The 16180-nt window shown below is 73.0% G+C and carries 17 protein-coding genes and 1 tRNA gene; 11 read left to right on the top strand and 7 right to left on the bottom strand.

From position 1 onward, the window contains the following. Positions 1-150: 150 nt before the first annotated feature. Positions 151-236 (bottom strand) — tRNA-Leu (locus GGD89_RS14990). A gap of 212 nt (positions 237-448) precedes the next feature. Between GGD89_RS14990 and crcB the strand changes: the two genes are divergently transcribed. The 8 genes from crcB (at position 449) to thiE (ending at position 8645) form a co-directional block, all read left to right on the top strand. Further along, the gene (gene crcB, locus GGD89_RS14985) at positions 449-820 is read left to right on the top strand and encodes a fluoride efflux transporter CrcB (RefSeq protein ID WP_184046725.1); all 372 of its coding nucleotides are present in this window, start codon (positions 449-451) and stop codon (positions 818-820) included. Between the two features lie 28 nt (positions 821-848). Next, positions 849-1847 (top strand): RluA family pseudouridine synthase, encoded by a 999-nt coding sequence (locus GGD89_RS14980; RefSeq protein WP_184046723.1) that lies wholly within the window; start codon positions 849-851, stop codon positions 1845-1847. Then, positions 1844-2338, top strand: coding sequence for a DUF2059 domain-containing protein (locus GGD89_RS14975; protein WP_184046721.1), 495 nt, complete (start codon positions 1844-1846; stop codon positions 2336-2338). Before GGD89_RS14980 ends, GGD89_RS14975 begins: the two co-directional genes overlap by 4 nt. Further along, positions 2335-3102: an HAD-IA family hydrolase gene (locus tag GGD89_RS14970; protein ID WP_184046719.1), complete on the top strand. Its 768-nt coding sequence runs from the start codon at positions 2335-2337 to the stop codon at positions 3100-3102. The genes GGD89_RS14975 and GGD89_RS14970 overlap by 4 nt, the downstream gene beginning before the upstream one ends. Positions 3103-3245: 143 nt before the next feature. Continuing rightward, positions 3246-6011 carry an AsmA family protein gene (locus tag GGD89_RS14965; protein ID WP_184046717.1) on the top strand — a complete coding sequence of 922 codons (2766 nt, stop codon included), beginning with the start codon at positions 3246-3248 and terminating at the stop codon, positions 6009-6011. A 55-nt stretch (positions 6012-6066) separates the two neighbouring features. Continuing rightward, positions 6067-6909: an ATP12 family chaperone protein gene (locus GGD89_RS14960; RefSeq protein WP_184046715.1), complete on the top strand. Its 843-nt coding sequence runs from the start codon at positions 6067-6069 to the stop codon at positions 6907-6909. After that, positions 6900-7931: a glycosyltransferase gene (locus GGD89_RS14955; RefSeq protein WP_184046713.1), complete on the top strand. Its 1032-nt coding sequence runs from the start codon at positions 6900-6902 to the stop codon at positions 7929-7931. Before GGD89_RS14960 ends, GGD89_RS14955 begins: the two co-directional genes overlap by 10 nt. 42 nt (positions 7932-7973) lie before the next feature. After that, positions 7974-8645, top strand: coding sequence for a thiamine phosphate synthase (gene thiE / locus GGD89_RS14950; protein WP_184046711.1), 672 nt, complete (start codon positions 7974-7976; stop codon positions 8643-8645). 164 nt (positions 8646-8809) lie between these two features. Here thiE and GGD89_RS14945 read toward each other — a convergent pair whose 3' ends face one another. The 3 genes from GGD89_RS14945 to metX are packed head-to-tail and all read right to left on the bottom strand — an operon-like array spanning position 8810 to position 11273. Next, positions 8810-9409 carry a hypothetical protein gene (locus tag GGD89_RS14945; RefSeq protein WP_184046709.1) on the bottom strand — a complete coding sequence of 200 codons (600 nt, stop codon included), beginning with the start codon at positions 9407-9409 and terminating at the stop codon, positions 8810-8812. Continuing rightward, positions 9406-10125 carry a methionine biosynthesis protein MetW gene (metW, locus tag GGD89_RS14940; RefSeq protein ID WP_184046707.1) on the bottom strand — a complete coding sequence of 240 codons (720 nt, stop codon included), beginning with the start codon at positions 10123-10125 and terminating at the stop codon, positions 9406-9408. The genes GGD89_RS14945 and metW overlap by 4 nt, the downstream gene beginning before the upstream one ends. Further along, positions 10122-11273 (bottom strand): homoserine O-acetyltransferase MetX, encoded by a 1152-nt coding sequence (gene metX / locus GGD89_RS14935; RefSeq protein WP_184046705.1) that lies wholly within the window; start codon positions 11271-11273, stop codon positions 10122-10124. The genes metW and metX overlap by 4 nt, the downstream gene beginning before the upstream one ends. 506 nt (positions 11274-11779) lie before the next feature. On the opposite strand from metX, the gene GGD89_RS14930 reads away from it, so the two are divergent. The 3 genes from GGD89_RS14930 (at position 11780) to GGD89_RS14920 (ending at position 14777) form a co-directional block, all read left to right on the top strand. Next, positions 11780-12637 carry a chorismate mutase gene (locus GGD89_RS14930; RefSeq protein WP_184046702.1) on the top strand — a complete coding sequence of 286 codons (858 nt, stop codon included), beginning with the start codon at positions 11780-11782 and terminating at the stop codon, positions 12635-12637. A gap of 122 nt (positions 12638-12759) precedes the next feature. After that, positions 12760-13851 carry a histidinol-phosphate transaminase gene (gene hisC, locus GGD89_RS14925; protein WP_184046700.1) on the top strand — a complete coding sequence of 364 codons (1092 nt, stop codon included), beginning with the start codon at positions 12760-12762 and terminating at the stop codon, positions 13849-13851. 44 nt (positions 13852-13895) lie between these two features. Beyond that, a complete protein-coding gene (locus GGD89_RS14920; protein ID WP_184046698.1) occupies positions 13896-14777 on the top strand; it encodes a prephenate/arogenate dehydrogenase family protein in 882 nt (293 codons plus the stop codon). Positions 14778-14849: 72 nt separating this feature from the next. Here GGD89_RS14920 and GGD89_RS14915 read toward each other — a convergent pair whose 3' ends face one another. Genes GGD89_RS14915 through GGD89_RS14905 form a run of 3 tightly spaced genes read right to left on the bottom strand, consistent with a single transcriptional unit; the run spans position 14850 to position 16129 of the window. Next, positions 14850-15059: a hypothetical protein gene (locus GGD89_RS14915; protein WP_184046696.1), complete on the bottom strand. Its 210-nt coding sequence runs from the start codon at positions 15057-15059 to the stop codon at positions 14850-14852. A 33-nt stretch (positions 15060-15092) separates the two neighbouring features. Further along, positions 15093-15800 (bottom strand): glycoside hydrolase family 19 protein, encoded by a 708-nt coding sequence (locus GGD89_RS14910; RefSeq protein WP_184046694.1) that lies wholly within the window; start codon positions 15798-15800, stop codon positions 15093-15095. Beyond that, a complete protein-coding gene (locus GGD89_RS14905) occupies positions 15797-16129 on the bottom strand; it encodes a hypothetical protein (protein WP_184046692.1) in 333 nt (110 codons plus the stop codon). Before GGD89_RS14905 ends, GGD89_RS14910 begins: the two co-directional genes overlap by 4 nt. Positions 16130-16180: the final 51 nt, after the last annotated feature.

Here is a 16180-nt window from a genome sequence, read left to right as displayed (position 1 = left end):
GCGCCGCGATTTGCTCTTCAAGCCACCTCACCCAGAGGGTGAATCACATCCCGAGTCCCGTGTCCAAGCCTTTCAGCTCAAAATGAGAACTGCTGACCCAACACGGGGACGCGCCACATCCCCTTGGGCCGCTCCGGCCACCCTCGTCAGTGGTGCGGACGGAGGGACTCGAACCCCCACTCTCAACGAGAAGCGGATTTTAAGTCCGCTGCGTCTACCAGTTCCGCCACGTCCGCGTGAGAAACCCGGGGAGAACCCCCGATTGGGGCGGTCAAGGTAGAACACGGTCCCGTCGAACGCCAGCCCGTTTTCCGTGGCGCCCCCGGATCGGCTCTTGCGCGATCGCGCCGCGCGGCGCACAAAGGGGGCGGTGTCCGTCGCGCCGCGCCGCGCCGGATAGCGCCCCTTCCGATCTTCGCCGGGACTCGTCCACGCCGTGAAACCCTCCATGCTGTTCGTCGTGGCCATGGGGGGCGCCGTCGGCGCGCTCGGGCGGTATCTGGTCACCGCGGCGGTTCCCCGGTATCTTGGGCACGGATTTCCCTGGGGCACGCTGGTGGTCAACGTGCTGGGGTCGCTGCTCATGGGGCTGCTGATCGAAGCCATGGCGCGGCGCTGGTCGGCGCCGCCGGAGGCGCGGCTGTTCCTGGTGACCGGCATGCTGGGCGCGTTCACCACCTTCTCCACCTTTTCGTTGGACGTGGTGACCCTGTGGGAGCGGGGACAGGGCGCGGCGGCCCTGGCCTATGTCCTGGGATCGGTGTGCCTGGGGGTAACGGCGCTGTTCGCGGGCCTGTGGCTCGGGCGCGCCCTGTTGTGACCTCGCGCGTGTGGAAAGGCGAGCCATCGTGAGCGGTGTACAGACCATCCAGATCACCGGCGAGGACGCCGACCAGCGCCTGGACCGCTGGTTCCGGCGCCACTTCCCGACGGTGTCTCACGGCCGGCTGGAAAAGCTGCTGCGCACCGGCCAGGTGCGCGTGGACGGCGGCCGCGTGAAGGCCAGCACCCGGCTGAGCGCCGGGCAAAGCGTGCGCGTGCCCCCCTTGCCGCCACCCGGCGATGCCTCCGCCGAGGCGCCGCGCGCCGCCAGGGGGGCGGCCCCGGTCTCCGACGCCGATCGCGCCGCCCTGCGCGCCGCCGTGCTGCACGAGGATGACGCGCTGATCGTGCTGAACAAGCCGGCCGGTCTGGCCACCCAGGGCGGCAGCGGCCAGACCCGGCATCTCGACGCCATGCTGGACGCCCTGCGCCGGCCCGCCGACAGCGAGCGCCCGCGCCTGGTGCATCGCCTGGACAAGGACACCTCGGGCGTCCTGGTGCTGGCCCGCACCGCCGCCGCCGCTCGGGCGCTGACCGCCGCCTTCCGCCACCGCGAGACGCGCAAGGTGTACTGGGCGCTGGTCGTGGGCGCCCCCAGGCCCCGCGCCGGCACGCTCCGTCTGGCCTTGTCCAAGGAACCGGGCGCGCGCGGCGAGCGCATGGTGCCCGACCCGGCGGGCGGGCTGTCGGCGGTGACCGACTATCAGATCGTCGACGACGCCACCGGCACCGTGAGTTGGCTGTGGATGGAGCCGCGCACCGGCCGCACCCACCAGCTTCGCGCCCACGCGCTGGCCCTGGGCACGCCGATCCTGGGGGACGGCAAGTACGGCGGCCAGGCGGCCTTCCTGGACGGCGCCGAGGTCGATCGCCGCCTGCACCTGCACGCCCGCCTGCTGGTGCTGCCCCATCCCGACGGCGGCACGCTGACCGTGCAGGCGCCCTTGCCGCCGCACATGGCCGACGCCTTCGCCTATTTCGGCTTCACCGAGACCGACGAGCCCCCGCTGGAGGACAGGCCATGATCCCGAGGCTCCCCACCCGGCCCCGCGTGCCGACGCGGGGCATCCTGTCGTTGGGCGTCCTGGCGTTGGGTGTCCTGACGCTGGCCGCCGGCCTGCTGCTCGGCCCTGTCGCCCTGGCCATGCCCGATACGCCCGCCAACCGCCGGGCCGAGGCCGAACGCTACGAGCGGGCCGTGCCCGTGAGCCGCGTCCTGGAGGCCAGCATCACCCAGGTGGCCGTGCTGCTGCCGCCCGAGCACCGCGCCGGCTTCGCCGAGAAGGCCCGGCGCGAGATCGACCAAGACGCCCTGCGCGCGGTGATGCTCACGGCGCTGTCGGAGACCTTCACCGCCGACGAACTGGCGGCCATGACGGCCTTCTTCGGCTCCGAGGTGGGCCGATCGGTCTCCGCCAAGATGACCCGCTACATGCATCAGGTGATGCCGCTGGTGCTGGGCGAGGTCCAGGCCGCCGCCACCCGCTACGCTCAGGAGCACGCCGCACCGCGATGACCGATCCGGATTCCGCCGCCCCCACCCCGTCCGACTCGCCGGGCAACGCCGCCATCGGCGCGCGCCGGGACGATCGCCCCCATCTGGTGGTGTTCGATGTCGATGGCACGCTCCTGGACAGCCAGCACAACATCATCGCCGCCATGGCCATGGCCTGCCGAGGCGCCGGCGTGCCGGTGCCGGCGGAGTCGGCCACCCGGAGCATCATCGGCCTGTCCCTGGACGAGGCCATCGCCCAGGTGACCCCGGGCGTGGCGGAGGCCACGCGGACGCAGGTCGCGGACCTCTACCGCGACGCCTTCTTCACCTTGCGCCGCCGCCCGGATCATCACGAACCGCTGTTCCCCGGCGTGCGCGCGGTGCTGGACGCGCTGGATGCCACGGGCTGCCTGCTCGGCCTGGCCACCGGGAAGTCCCAGCGTGGCGTGGCGGCGGCCCTGGAGCGCCACGCCCTGACCAGCCGGTTCGTGACCATTCAGACCGCCGACCTGGGTCCCGGCAAGCCGCACCCGGCCATGCTGCATCGCGCCATGGCCGACATCGGCGCCCCCCCGGAGCACACGGTGATGGTCGGCGACACCACCTTCGACATGACCATGGCGCGCGCCGCCGGCACCGACGCGGTCGGCGTCGCCTGGGGATATCACCCGGTGAGTGCCTTGCACGAGGCCGGGGCGCGCCTGGTTCTGGACACGCTGGAGACGCTGCCGGATCAGCTGCCGTGGGCGGTCGCGCCGGACATGGTCGCCGTCGCGCCGGCGTAGGCCTGACCGGCGCCGCCTGACGGTCCCACAAACGCCCGGGTCCTCGCCACGCCGCCCAAGGACCGCCATATTTTCGTCCTGTTGTTGGGGAGTCGACTCCGTTGATGGCGGAGCCCTCTTCTTTCGCTCGGGAGACACCACCGATGCGCCTGTCCACCGTGCTTGCCCTCATCCTGGGCCTGATCGTGCTCCTGGTGGGAGGCGTGGCCGTCTTTCTCGCCACGCTGGACGTGGGGCGCTACAAGGCCGACATCGTCGCCCTGATGGAGGACCAGACCGGTCGCCGGGTGGCCATCGACGGAGACCTGGACCTGTCCCTCGGCCTGGCCCCGGCACTGGTGGTCGAGGATGTGCACCTGGGCAACGCCGACTGGGCGCAGGACGACGACATGGTCTCGGTCGGGCGCCTGGAGGCCCAGGTGGCGCTGTTGCCGCTGCTGTCGGGCGACCTGAGGGTGGTGCGGCTGGTGTTGGCCGACGCCGCCGTGTGGCTGGAGACCGACGCCGAGGGGCGGGGCAACTGGGCGCTTGGCCCGACCGACACCACCGAGGCGGCGGACACCCCGGCCGATCCCCCGGCCGACATCGTGGCGGATGTCCCGGGGGAGACCCCGACGCGCACGACCCCGCCGGCCCGCCTGGACATCCAGGACGTGCGCCTGGAGAACGCCATTCTGATCCTGCGCGACGGCGCGCGCGACCGCACCCTGACCCTGGAACTGGACACCGCCGTCCTCACGGGCGCCGGCGTCGACACACCGCTCGACGTCGATCTGGCCGGCCGTTACAACGGTCTGGCGTTCTCCGCAGAGGGCACGATGGGCGCGCTGACCGCATTGGGCGCGCCCCGGGCCGGCGCCGAGCCCACCGCCCCCCCCGCCCCACCCTGGCCGCTTGATCTCACCGCCGAGGTGGCCGGCGCCACGATCACCGTCAACGGCGCCATCGCCCAGCCCACCGAGGCGCGCGGCCTGGACCTGACGGTGTCGGCGCGCGGCTCGCAGATCGCCGATCTGGCCGCCCTGGGTCCGGTGATCGATCAGGACCTCACCCTGCCCGCCGTGGGCGCCTATGACGTCACGCTCCAACTGACGGGGGACGCCGCCGCGCTGGCCGTGCCCATGCTGGAGGCCAGCCTGGGCACCCTGCCGTTGCTCAAGGCCACCGCCACCGGCAGCATCGACAACCTGTCGGCCGGGGACGGCGTCACCCTGCTCGTCGCCGCCGAGGGCGGCGAGGTAGCCGACCTGCTGCGCCTGCCGGCGCTGGCCGCCGCCGCCGGCGACGGCCAGGACCTGCCGATGCTGGGTCCCTTCCGGGTCAGCGCCACCGTCGCCGGCGGACCCGACGACCTGACCGTGAAGGACATCGACCTGGGCGTGGGACCGCCCGAGGGCCTGCGCCTGACCGCCGTCGGCGCCGTCGCCGACGCCGTCGCGGCCAGCGGCCTTGATCTCACCGTGGCCCTGACCGCCCCGGACCCGGCCCGTCTGACCGAGTTGGGCATCCCGATCGCGGTGCCCGTGCAGGCCAGCGCCCAGGTCTCGGACATCGACGGGGGCTATCGGCTCGCCGACCTGCGCGCCGCGCTGGGACGGAGCCACCTGACCGGCGACCTGGACGCGCGCCTGGACGGCCCGCGTCCGCACCTGTCCGGCCGCCTGGTGGCGCCCTTGCTGGACCTGGCCGAGATCACCGGCGCGCCGGCGCCCGAAACCCGGGCCGTGCCCGACCCCTCGGCGTCCACCCCGTCGTTGCCCACCCCGGCCCCGACCGGGACCGGCGGCGCGACCGTGATTCCCGACACGCCCCTGCCGCTGGATGGGCTGTCGGCCGTGGACGCCGATCTGTCCATCCGCGTCGAGCACGCGGTGCTGCCCAACGGCATGACCCTCGACGACGTGGACCTGGGCGTGACCCTGGCGGATGGGGCCCTCACCCTCGATCCGCTGCGGACCGGCGTGGCCGACGGCACCGTGACCGGAACCATGACCCTGACGCCGACCGGAAACGGGGCGGCGGCCCTGCGTGTCGATCTGACCGGTGACGGTGTCACGCTGGGCACGCTGGCCCGGCAGATGGGCCAGGGCGACCTGGTCCAGGGCGGCCCCTCGCGCCTGCGGCTCAACCTGGCCGGCCAAGGCGCCACGCCGCGCCAGATCGCCGGGACCCTGGACGGCCGCGTCCTGCTGCACACGGTGGATGCCCGCCTGAACAACCGCGCCCTGGACTGGGCGGGGGCCGACGTCTCGACCCAGGTGATCCGGACCATCAACCCCTTCGGCACGGAGGAGGCGACCACCCCCGTCCGCTGTCTGGTGGTCAACATGACGGCGTCCGAGGGCGTGCTGTCCAGCGACCACGGCCTGGCGCTGGAGACCGACCGCATGGTGGTGGGCGGCGCCGGAGGATTCGACCTGGGCGCAGAGCGCCTGAGCGTGAAGATCGCCCCGGCCGCCCGCGAGGGCATCGGCCTCGAACGCGGCCTGGGCCGCATCGTCGAACTGTTCGCCGTCACCGGACCGTTCGCCGCGCCCTCGCTGGTGCTGGACGCCCGCGAGGCCGTCCGCACCGGCCTGCGCACCGCCGCCTCGGCCGCCGGGGCGCTGGCCACCGGCGGGCTGTCGCTGGTGGGCGAGGATCTGGCCGCCAACCTGCTGGGCGGCAGCGGCGCCGAGATGGAGCCCTGTCTGGTGGCCCTGGGCGAGAAGGAGCCCGGCCAGGGCGGCGGCGCGCCCGCCGAGGCCGGCGACGGGTCCACGGTGGACGCGCTGGAGGACGGCGCCCGCGATCAGGTCGACGCGGTGCGCGAGCAGGCCGAGGAGGCCATCGACGACCTCACCGACCAACTGCCCGGTCCCGCCGGCGAGGCCCTCGGCGGCGGGCTTCGTCGGCTGCTGAACCAGTGACCGCCCGCATCACGGACCAGCCCCGTTCCGTCTCCAGACTCATCCGAAGGACAGCATGACCCCGACAGCCTCCGGCCCTCGTCCCGGTTCCACCTCCACGACGGCCGGAGGGACGGCCAGCGGACAGCCCCCCGCGCACGGCTGGAGTCCGCGCCTCCAGCCCCGGCGCTTCTACCGCCGGGCCGAGGCCGGTCCCCTGCCCGATGGCGATCCCCATGGCGATCCATACGGCGGATGGGGCGTGCTGCTGGACGGACGCCCGGCGCGCACGCCAGCCCGCCAGCCCTTGCGCCTGCCGACCCCCGCCCTGGCCGAGGCGGTGGCCTCGGAGTGGGATGCCCAGGCCGAGCACATCGAACCCGACACCATGCCCCTCACCCGCCTCGCCAACACCGCGCTGGAGCGGGTGGCGGCGGACCGCGCGGGCATCGTCGCCGTGCTGCTGGACCACGTGGACGGCGACGTGCTGTGCTATCGCGCCGATCATCCGACGGATCTGGCCGCTCGCCAGATGGCCGACTGGCAGCCGCTGCTGGACTGGGCCGACCAGACGCTGGCGGCGCGCCTGGCCATCACCCACGGCATCATGCCCATCCGCCAGCCGTCGCCCGCCGTCGCCGCCCTGCGGACCGCGCTTGAGGACCTGGATGACTGGACGTTGACCGGCGCCCAGGGGGTGGCGGCCGCCGCCGGGTCGCTGGTCCTGGCGCTGGCGCTGGCGCGGGGCCGGGTGGACGGCGAAAGCTGCTTCGCGCTGTCGCGCCTGGACGAAACCTATCAAATGGCGCGCTGGGGCGCGGACACCGAAGCCACACGCGTCCGCGAGGCGGTGCGGCGCGACATCCTGGCCGCCGAGCACCTGGTGCGCCTCAGCCGGGCGGATCATCCATGCACCTGACCCAGGTCATGGCCGGAGCCGCCCATGGGGGGGCCGAGACCTTTTTCGCGACCCTGGCCGGGGCGTTGCAGCAGGACGGCGTGGACCAGTCGCTGGTGATCCGCGACCACCCGGCGCGGGTGGCCGCCCTGCGCGCCGCCGGCTGCCGGGTCGACACCGCCCCCTTCGGCGGCTGGCTGGATCGGGTCACCCCCATCCTGCTGCGCCAGCACCTGCGCGCCCATCGCGCCAGTGTGGCGATGGCCTGGATGAACCGCGCCGCCGCCAAGCTGCCGTCCGGTCCCTGGGCGCGGGTGGCGCGCCTGGGCGGCTACTACGACCTCAAGTACTACCGGGGCTTCGATCACCTGATCGCCATCATCCCCGGGATCCGGCGCCATATCCTGGACGGCGGCTGGCCGGACAAGCGGGTGCACCTGATCCCCAACTTCTGCGCCGTGGACGAGCATGCCGCGCCGGTTCCGCGCGCCGACCACGACACCCCCGCCGACGCGCCGCTGCTGTTGGCGCTGGGACGGCTGCATCCGGTCAAGGGGCTGGACGTGCTGCTGACGGCCCTGGCCGACCTGCCCGACGCCTGGCTGTGGATCGCCGGCGAAGGCCCGGAACGGATGGCGCTGGAGACCCTGGCCGCGCGCCTGGGGGTGGCCGGGCGGGTCCGTTTCCTGGGCTGGCGATCCGACCGCACCGCCTTGATGCGCGCCGCCGACCTGGTGGTGTTCCCGTCGCGCTACGAGCCCAACGGCACCGTCACCGTCGAGGCCTGGGCGCATGGCACGCCCCTGGTGGTGGCCGATGCCGCCGGCCCGGCGGAAACGGTGCGCGCCGGGGACGACGCCCTGCTGGTGCCCCGGGACGACGCCCCGGCGCTGGCCGCCGCCCTCCGCCGCGTGCTGGACAGCCCGGACCTGGCCGCGCACCTGGTGGCGCGCGGCGCCGAGCGCGTCGCCGCCGAGTTCTCCCGCGCCGGTGTCCTGGCGCGCTATCGCGAGACCCTGGACCGGATCGCCCGCACGCGGTAACGACGGTCCGCCGCCCACCCCTCCCACACCCAGGGGATATCCATGACCACCTCTCCCGATCCCCAGGACCGGTGCCGCCTGTACCTGATCACCCCGCCGCGCCTGGACGACGTGGATGCGTTCGCCCGGACCCTGGCCGAGGCCCTGGACGGCGGCGACGTGGCCTGCCTGCAACTGCGCCTGAAGGACGTGGACGACGACGCCATCCGCCGCGCGGCCGAGGTGCTGGTGCCGCTGGCCCAGGCGCGCGACGTCGCCGTGCTGATGAACGACCGGCCGGATCTGGCGCTGGCCACCGGCTGCGACGGCGTACACGTGGGCCAGGACGACGCCCCCTACGCCGAGGCCCGCCGCCTGCTGGGCGAAAACCGCATCGTCGGCGTCACCTGCCACGACTCCCGCGACCTGGCCATGGCGGCCGGCGAGGCGGGCGCCGACTATGTGGCCTTCGGCGCCTTCTACCCGACCAGCACCAAGGACGCGCCGATCCGCGCCGACGTGGACCTGCTGCGCTGGTGGGCCGAGGCCATGGTGGTGCCCGTGGTGGCCATCGGCGGCATCACCCCGGACAATGCCCGGCCGCTGATCGAGACCGGGGCCGATTTCCTGGCGGTCAGCGCCGGGGTCTGGGCCTGGCCCGACGGCCCCGGGGCGGCCGTGGCCCGTCTCAACGCGCTGATGGACACGCACTCGCCGGAGCGTGAGCCGGCGTAACACCAACGATCAGGGAGACGGACCGTTGCGGCCCGTGGCCGGCCCGCTCGGCGGATGAGTCACACTCATCCGCCGCCGGTATCAGGCCCTCCCGCGTCGAACAGGGACCGGTCGTCAGGGACAGGCTCCCGGGCGCGGCCGGCGCGGTCGAGAGATCCGCGCGGTCACCGCGCCGCCGCCTTGAACACCAGGCCGCCCTCCTCCGGCACCACGCGGCCCAACGGCACCGCCTCGGCCTCGGCCGCCGGTCCGGCGAAGGGCCGCCCCTGGATGGGCACCAGGGCGCCGGCCGGGTCGACCACGTGGCCGGCCGCCGCCACGCCGGTCGGGGCCACCAGCCACGCCCGGCCGCCGTGGTCCACGATCCGCCAGGCGGTGAACCCGCGCAAATCCAGCAGGATGTCCCCGGACGGATCGGCCAGCCGCAGCCACGGTCCCTCGCGTCCCTGGGCCGGGGTCCAGCTCAGCGCCAGGCCGAGACGCGGGTCCAGCGGCGCCGGAAACAGGGGCGTGTCGATGATGCGTTGACCGGCGCGTTCCACCGCCACGTGGCGGGCCACATAGGGCGCCAGCAGGGTGTCGGTGGCCAGGTCGAGCACCAGCCGCCCGCCGCGCTCGGGCAGGTCCAGGCTGACCGAGGCCCGCGGCGCCCGCACCACCGACTCCCCGGTCATGACCCCCACCCGCGCCAGGGCAAGAATGGTCGTGCCCAGCACCACCACGAGCGCGATTCCGGCGAGCCACACCTGGGTTCGGCGCGTCATGGGGCATCCGCGTCCCGCGCCGGTCCGGCCGCGCCGCCGGGCCGGGCACCGCCGTTGCGGCGGCGCACCAGGAACACGGCCTGGGCGCTCAACAGGTTGGCCCAGGGGCCGACGGCGGGCAGGCGGGTGACGGTGCCGTCCTCGTTCAGGGCCACGCCGCGCTCGATGACGATGTCCATCTCGCGCGCCAGCACCAGGAAATCCTTGAGCGTGCACAGATGGATGTTGGGGGTCTCCCACCACTCCTCGGGCAGGCCTCGGGTCACCGGCATGCGGCCGTGCGACATCAGGTGCCAGCGCGCCTTCCAGTACCCGAAATTGGGAAACGATACGATGGCCCGCTCGGCCACGCGCATGAGCTGCTCCAGCACCTGGCGGGGCCGCTGGGTCGCCTGCAATGTCTGGCTGAGGATGGCGTAGTCGAAGGCGCCGTTGGGGTAGTCCGCGAGGTCGGTGTCGGCGTTGCCCTGAATGACCGACACGCCCCGCCGCACGGCGGCCCGCACCCCGGCCATGGACAGCTCGATCCCGCGCCCATCCACCCCCTTGGTCTGGGCCAGGACCTGGAGCAGGGCGCCGTCGCCGCAGCCCACGTCCAGCACGCGGGACCCGGGGCACACCATGTCGGCGATCAGGCGCAGGTCGACGCGTAGGTCGCCGTTGGTGGCACCGGGAGCGCCCGCGGGAGCCGGCGGGAATGATTTGTCCGGGGTCATGGCCGCGCCTCCGCCAGGGCCGGCAGGCCGCGATGCCGGGCCGCGCCGTCCAGGAACCCCCGCAGGGTCTCGTGAAACTCGGGTTCCCGCAGCAGGAAGGCGTCGTGGCCCTTGTCGCTGTCCACCTCGACGAAGCTGACGTTGGCGGCAACGCTGTTCAGGGCCCGCACGATGGCCCGGCTCTCCACGGTCGGGAACAGCCAGTCGCTGGAAAAGCTGATCACGCAGAACCGCGTCGGCGTGCCCCGGAAGGCGTTGGCCAGTTTGCCGCCATGCTCGGTGGCCAGGTCGAAGTAGTCCATGGCCCGGGTGATGTACAGGTAGGAGTTGGCGTCGAAGCGGTCGACGAACGTGGAGCCCTGGTGGCGCAGGTAGCTTTCCACCTGGAAGTCGGCGTCGAAGCCGTAGGTCACCGCCTCCCGGTCCTGCAGCCGCCGGCCGAACTTGCGATGCAGCGCCGTTTCCGACAGGTAGGTGATGTGGGCGGTCATGCGCGCCACCGCCAGCCCCCGGTGGGGGGTCACGCCGCGCTCGTGATAGGCGCCGCCGTGCCAGTCCGGATCGGCCATGATGGCCTGACGGCCAACCTCGTGAAAGGCGATGTTCTGCGCCGAATGCCGGTAGGAGGAGGCGATGGGCACCGCCGAGAACACGCGTTGGGGATGGGCCGAGGTCCACTCCAGCACCTGCATGCCGCCCATGGAGCCGCCGATCACGCAAAACACCTGGTCGATGCCCAGGGCGTCCAGCAGCCGCGCCTGCACGGTCACCATGTCGCCGATGGTGATGACGGGAAACCCCGGACCCCAGGGCCGTCCGGTGGCGGGATTGATCTCGCGCGGACCGGTGGTGCCCATGCAGCCGCCCAGCACGTTGGGACAGATGATGAAGAACCGGTTGGTGTCCAGCACCGCCCCGGGGCCGACCAGGCCGTCCCACCAGCCGCGCTTGCCGGTCACCGGGTTGACGCCCGCCATGTGGTGGTCGCCGGTGAGCGCGTGACACACCAGAATGGCGTTGGACCGGTCCGCGTTCAGGCGGCCGACGGTCTGATAGGCCACGGTGACGGGACCGATCTCGATGCCGTTGTCGAGACGGATGGGTCGATCCTGACCGACCACGGTGGTGTGGTTTCGCGGAGCATCCACCGGCGTTTCTCAAGACTGAAGGCAGGGTGGGGTCGACCCGGGCACGGCGCGAGGGACCCGACCGGCGCCGGTCGCGCGGGGCGCGACCATCGGGCAACACACCCCGCCGGACCGCCCGAAGCACTAGGCAAGCCGCCCTGTGGTGTCAATGTTTTCTTTGATTTCGCGGGCTTCCGGCCTTACAACGAGGCACGGTCCGGGATCGGCGGCGGGGCAGGATCAGCCGCCGATCCCGGACCCTTTGCGTCACGAATGCGACGAGGCATTCGAGGGACCCGCCCTGGAATGCAAACGTCGCCGCGCAAGACAGGTATTTTTGGTGCACGGTCGATACCGAGACAGGATCGCGGATCGCATCCTTTGTCCGCGTCCGTGCGCGAGGCCCGATCCGTCGATCCGCCGCCCGGCGTGGCGGCCCCGCGCGGCCACCGGTCACCGGCGGCCGTCGCGGTGCCGGCATTTCGGTTCGATCCGTGTGCGTTGTCAATCAGGGGACACCATCCTTCATGAGTTCAGCCCCCCCATCCCTGGATGCCCTGCGGCGAGAGATCGACGCGCTCGACGATCAGATCCTGGACCTTCTCATGCGCCGCTGCGCCATCGCCGAGCAGGTGGTGGACGCCAAGCGCGGCGGGCCGACCCTCAGGCCGGGGCGCGAAGCCCTGATCCTGCGGCGGCTGGTGAGCCGCTGGCGGGGCGGCCTGCCCAAGCGCGTCATCGTGCGCATGTGGCGGGAGTTGCTGGCCGGCGTGGTCGCCATGCAGGGGCCGTTCTCGCTGGCCGTGTGGATGCCGGAACGCGGCGCCGGCTACCTGGAGGTCGCCCGCAATCAGTATGGAACCTTCACCCCGGCGACCACCCACCAGTCCGCCAGCCAGGTGGTGCGCGAGGTGACCAGCGGCAACGCCACCGTCGGCGTGCTCCCCATGCCCCGCTGGGAGGACGACAATCCGTGGTGGACGCAGATTCTGTCCTCCGCCTCCGACGCCCCGCACATCATCGCCCGCCTGCCGATGACCGGGCCCGGTCCGATGGGCATCGAGGCCCTGGTGATCGCCCGCATGCCGCCCGAGGCCACCGGCGACGACATGTCGGTCATCGCCGTCGAGACCGGCCACGACATCAGCCGTTCGGCCTTCACCGAGGCGCTGGGCGCGGCCGACCTGGCGCCCCGCGCCGTGTGGGACACGCGCGAGACCCGCGATGACAGCCGCCTTCATCTGGTGGAGGTGCGCGGCTTCGTCGATCCCCACGACCCGCGTCTTGCCGCGCTCGCCGGCGCGACCGAGGGGGGAGGCATCCGCAACGGGCTGCTGCTGGGGGCCTACGCCAGCGCTCATGACGAGGAAAGCCTGGCCCCCTGAGCCCCCTCCCCGACCCCGCCGCCGGCCGGCTCCCAGACAACACGGGATCCGCCTCGGCGCCCCCCGTCCCCTCCTCGCCCACCGGCCCTCGCCGCCGGCTCTATCACGAACAGGACCCCGCCATGACCCAGCCTTCCGTTCGCCCCGGCATCCTTGATCTGAAGCCCTACGTGGCCGGCGAGTCGACGCTTGAGGGCATCGACCGGATCATCAAGCTGTCCTCCAACGAGGGGGCGCTGGGTCCCAGTCCCCGGGCCGTCGCGGCCATGCGCGCGGCGGCGATGGACATGCATCGCTATCCGGACGGCGCCTGCGTGGCCCTGCGCGAGGCCATCGGTCGCCGACATGGGCTGGACCCGGCGCGGCTGGCCTGCGGGGCCGGATCGGACGAGTTGATCTCGCTGCTGGTGCGGGCCTACGCCGGACCGGGTGACGAGGTGCTGTTCCCGGCCCACGCCTTCCTGATGTATCGGCTCTACGCCCAGGGCGCCGGCGTCACACCGGTGGCGGCGCCCGAAACCGATCTGGTCGCCAACGTGGATGCCCTGCTGGACAAGGTGACGGAGCGCACCCGCATCCTCTTCATGGCCAATCCCAACAATCCCACCGGGACCTATCTGCCGCACGCCGAGGTACGCCGGCTGCGCGAGGGCCTGCGGGACGACGTGCTGCTGGTCCTGGACGCGGCCTATGCCGAGTACGTGGACAAGAACGACTACGAGCCCGGCGTGACCCTGGTGGACAGCCACCCCAACACGGTGATGCTGCGCACCTTCTCGAAGATCCACGGGCTGGGCGGCGCGCGGCTGGGCTGGACCTACGCGCCCGCGCATGTGGTCGACGTGCTCAACCGGGTGCGCAGCCCCTTCAACGTGGCCGCGGCCGCGCAGGCGGCGGGCGCGGCGGCGATCGCCGACGTGGCCTTCACCGACATGGCGCGCCAGCACAATGACTACTGGCTGGCCTGGACCACGGACCGGCTGCGTGCCCTGGGCCTGGGCCTGACCGACAGCGTCGGCAACTTCGTGCTGGCCACCTTCCACACCGAGCCGGGTCGCACCGTGCAGGACGCCGACGCCTTCTTGCGCGGCAAGGGGGTGATCGCCCGCGCGATGGGGGCGTACGGCCTGCCCGACAGCCTGCGCATCACCATCGGCACCGGCGAGGAGATGCACGCCTGCGTCGATGCCCTGACTGAATTCACCGGCGGCTAGGGACCGTCTCGTCCCGCCGCCGGCCCGTTCGAAGAGACTCCCACATGACTCCGCTGTTCGCGCGCGTCGCCATCATCGGCATCGGCCTCATCGGCTCCTCCCTGGCCCGGGCCATCCGCACCCAGGGCCTGGCCGGCACCATCGCCTGCGCCGACGCCAACCCCGACCATGCCGCCCGCGCCCAGGCGCTGGGCGTTGTCGACGAGGCCCACACCGATCCCGCCGCCGCCGCGCGCGGCGCCGATCTGGTGGTGCTGTGCATGCCCATCGGCGCCTATGCCGAGGTCACCCAGGCCATCGCCCCGGTGCTCGCGCCCGGGGCCATCGTCAGCGACGTGGGCTCGGTCAAGCAGGCGGCCATCGCCGCCATCCGCCCCCACCTGCCCGAGGGCGTGCACCTGGTGCCCGGCCACCCCATCGCCGGGACCGAGAAATCCGGCCCCGACGCGGGGTTCGCCGACCTGTTCCCGGGCCGCTGGTTCATCCTCACGCCGCTTGAGGACAGCGACGACACCGCCACCCGCAAGGTCGCCGACCTGTGGCGCCGCTGCGGCATGACCGTGGAACGCATGAGTCCCGACCACCACGACCGGGTGCTGGCCGTCACCTCGCATCTGCCGCACCTGATCGCCTACACCATCGTCGGCACCGCCACCAACCTGGAGGAACAGATGCGCCAGGAGGTGGTGAAGTACTCTGCCTCGGGCTTCCGCGACTTCACGCGCATCGCCGCCAGCGATCCCACCATGTGGCGGGACGTGTTCCTGAACAACCGCGAGGCCGTGCTGGACAGCCTGCAACGCTTTACCGAGGACCTCACCGCGCTGCAACGGGCCATCCGGTGGGGGGAGGGAGACTATCTTTATCAACTCTTTGAGCGAACACGCGACATCCGTCGCGGCGTTGTCGAGGCGCGGCAGGCGTGACGGTGCCCTCCGGGATGGCCCGCGTCCCGGACCGCGACACACCGCCGGCTCCTGACCACCCCCGGCGGCCCCTCACTCCGGCGGGGCCGAGGCTGAGGGTGGCGGCGGCGCCGGGCGGGCGTGCCCGACGTTGAGGGCCAGGGCCTCCACGATCCGGCGCAGCGCGCCGACCAGGCGGTCGTCGGCGGGGGTGGGCGTCAGGGCGGCGATGGCCGAGGCCACGCTGATCAGTCCGGTGACGATCAGCAGCAGGTCGTCCCAGTGGGTGACGATCCAGTCCATGGTCTGTCTCCTTCAGGGGTCAGGGGTAAGGGGTTAGGGTTCGGCGCCGTCTCCGGCTCCGGCCCACAGATCGGCCAGGCCCGCCCGGCCGGCCGCGCCCGTGGCGGCCCGCAGGGCGCGGCCGGTGCGCGGCCCCCACAGGCCGTCGATGGAGCCGGGGTCGTGGCCCAGGTCAGCCAGCCGCTGCTGGGCCAGGGCGGTGCGCGCCCGCTCCAGGCAGCGCACCCGGTCGGGCAGGCCGTTGGCGCCGCCGTTGATGCGCCGGGTGATGGCGCGGATGTCGTCGGCGTCGGCCAGCGGGTTCAGGCCCCGGTCAGTCCAGTAGGCGGCGGCGATGCGCAGCGACAGGCCGGGCTCGGCGGCGCGCTCGGGGTGGGCCTCCAGGTCCTCGCCCACCAACCGGCCGAAGCGGCGGTAGTTGGCGCGGCCGGTCAACTGGATCAGCCCCCGGCCCTTGTAGCGCCGTCCGTCGCCGGGCCGGGTGTTGCCCAGGTCGCGGCGGCCCTCGTAGGCGGCACCGGACGCGTATTCCTCCGTCGTGCGGAAGCGGTTGGACTCATGGGCCAGTTGCGCCAGCAGATGGGCGACGCGCGGGGCCGTGTCGATCCCGGCGGGGGGCAGCGCGGCCGGCGCCTCGGCGGCCACGGCGGCGATGAGGGCGGCCTGGCATTCGGACAGCCGCCCGCCGGCGGTGGCGGCCAGCACGGCCTCGGTCGGCAGGACGGGGGGTGGGGGAGTCATGGGCGGGACTTCTCTGCGGGGCGCGGCGACACGCCGGCGGACGCGTCATAGGGGCAGACGCGGCCGGCCATGGAGGCCAGCATGCGGTTCGTCTCCTCCAGGGCGTGGTGCACCGTGCGCATGTCCGCCACGTGCAGGTCGCGCCGCACGTAGGTCTGGCCGATCTCCGTGGTCAGGGCGTCCAGCCGCCGGTGCAGCCGGTCCCGGCCCTCGGACGACTCGCGGCGCGCCCGGTTGATCTCGGCCACGATCCAGGCGGTCGCGGCGCCACCACCCCCCAGCAGGGCCAGGCCGGCGCCGAGGGCCTCCCAGGTGATCGGATCGGCCATGGGGCCTCCTCTGTCTCGGGACACAAAAAACCCCGCGCGATGGCGGGGCGG

The sequence above is a fragment of the Roseospira visakhapatnamensis genome, from assembly GCF_014197915.1.
In the GTDB taxonomy this organism is placed as follows: domain Bacteria; phylum Pseudomonadota; class Alphaproteobacteria; order Rhodospirillales; family Rhodospirillaceae; genus Rhodospira; species Rhodospira visakhapatnamensis.
The sequence above is the reverse complement of the archived record's forward strand: the minus strand, read 5'-3'. Positions and strand labels throughout refer to the sequence as shown.

What these genes read in the sequence shown, in the direction of transcription:
- hisC (WP_184046700.1), top strand. Translation starts at nt 12,760, where the DNA reads ATGACCCAGCCTTCCGTTCGCCCCGGCATCCTTGATCTGAAGCCCTAC.
- GGD89_RS14955 (WP_184046713.1), top strand. Translation starts at nt 6,900, where the DNA reads ATGCACCTGACCCAGGTCATGGCCGGAGCCGCCCATGGGGGGGCCGAG.
- GGD89_RS14920 (WP_184046698.1), top strand. Translation starts at nt 13,896, where the DNA reads ATGACTCCGCTGTTCGCGCGCGTCGCCATCATCGGCATCGGCCTCATC.
- GGD89_RS14960 (WP_184046715.1), top strand. Translation starts at nt 6,067, where the DNA reads ATGACCCCGACAGCCTCCGGCCCTCGTCCCGGTTCCACCTCCACGACG.
- GGD89_RS14915 (WP_184046696.1), bottom strand. Translation starts at nt 15,059, where the DNA reads ATGGACTGGATCGTCACCCACTGGGACGACCTGCTGCTGATCGTCACC.
- GGD89_RS14930 (WP_184046702.1), top strand. Translation starts at nt 11,780, where the DNA reads ATGAGTTCAGCCCCCCCATCCCTGGATGCCCTGCGGCGAGAGATCGAC.
- thiE (WP_184046711.1), top strand. Translation starts at nt 7,974, where the DNA reads ATGACCACCTCTCCCGATCCCCAGGACCGGTGCCGCCTGTACCTGATC.
- GGD89_RS14970 (WP_184046719.1), top strand. Translation starts at nt 2,335, where the DNA reads ATGACCGATCCGGATTCCGCCGCCCCCACCCCGTCCGACTCGCCGGGC.
- GGD89_RS14975 (WP_184046721.1), top strand. Translation starts at nt 1,844, where the DNA reads ATGATCCCGAGGCTCCCCACCCGGCCCCGCGTGCCGACGCGGGGCATC.
- GGD89_RS14910 (WP_184046694.1), bottom strand. Translation starts at nt 15,800, where the DNA reads ATGACTCCCCCACCCCCCGTCCTGCCGACCGAGGCCGTGCTGGCCGCC.
- GGD89_RS14965 (WP_184046717.1), top strand. Translation starts at nt 3,246, where the DNA reads ATGCGCCTGTCCACCGTGCTTGCCCTCATCCTGGGCCTGATCGTGCTC.
- GGD89_RS14945 (WP_184046709.1), bottom strand. Translation starts at nt 9,409, where the DNA reads ATGACGCGCCGAACCCAGGTGTGGCTCGCCGGAATCGCGCTCGTGGTG.
- metW (WP_184046707.1), bottom strand. Translation starts at nt 10,125, where the DNA reads ATGACCCCGGACAAATCATTCCCGCCGGCTCCCGCGGGCGCTCCCGGT.
- GGD89_RS14905 (WP_184046692.1), bottom strand. Translation starts at nt 16,129, where the DNA reads ATGGCCGATCCGATCACCTGGGAGGCCCTCGGCGCCGGCCTGGCCCTG.
- crcB (WP_184046725.1), top strand. Translation starts at nt 449, where the DNA reads ATGCTGTTCGTCGTGGCCATGGGGGGCGCCGTCGGCGCGCTCGGGCGG.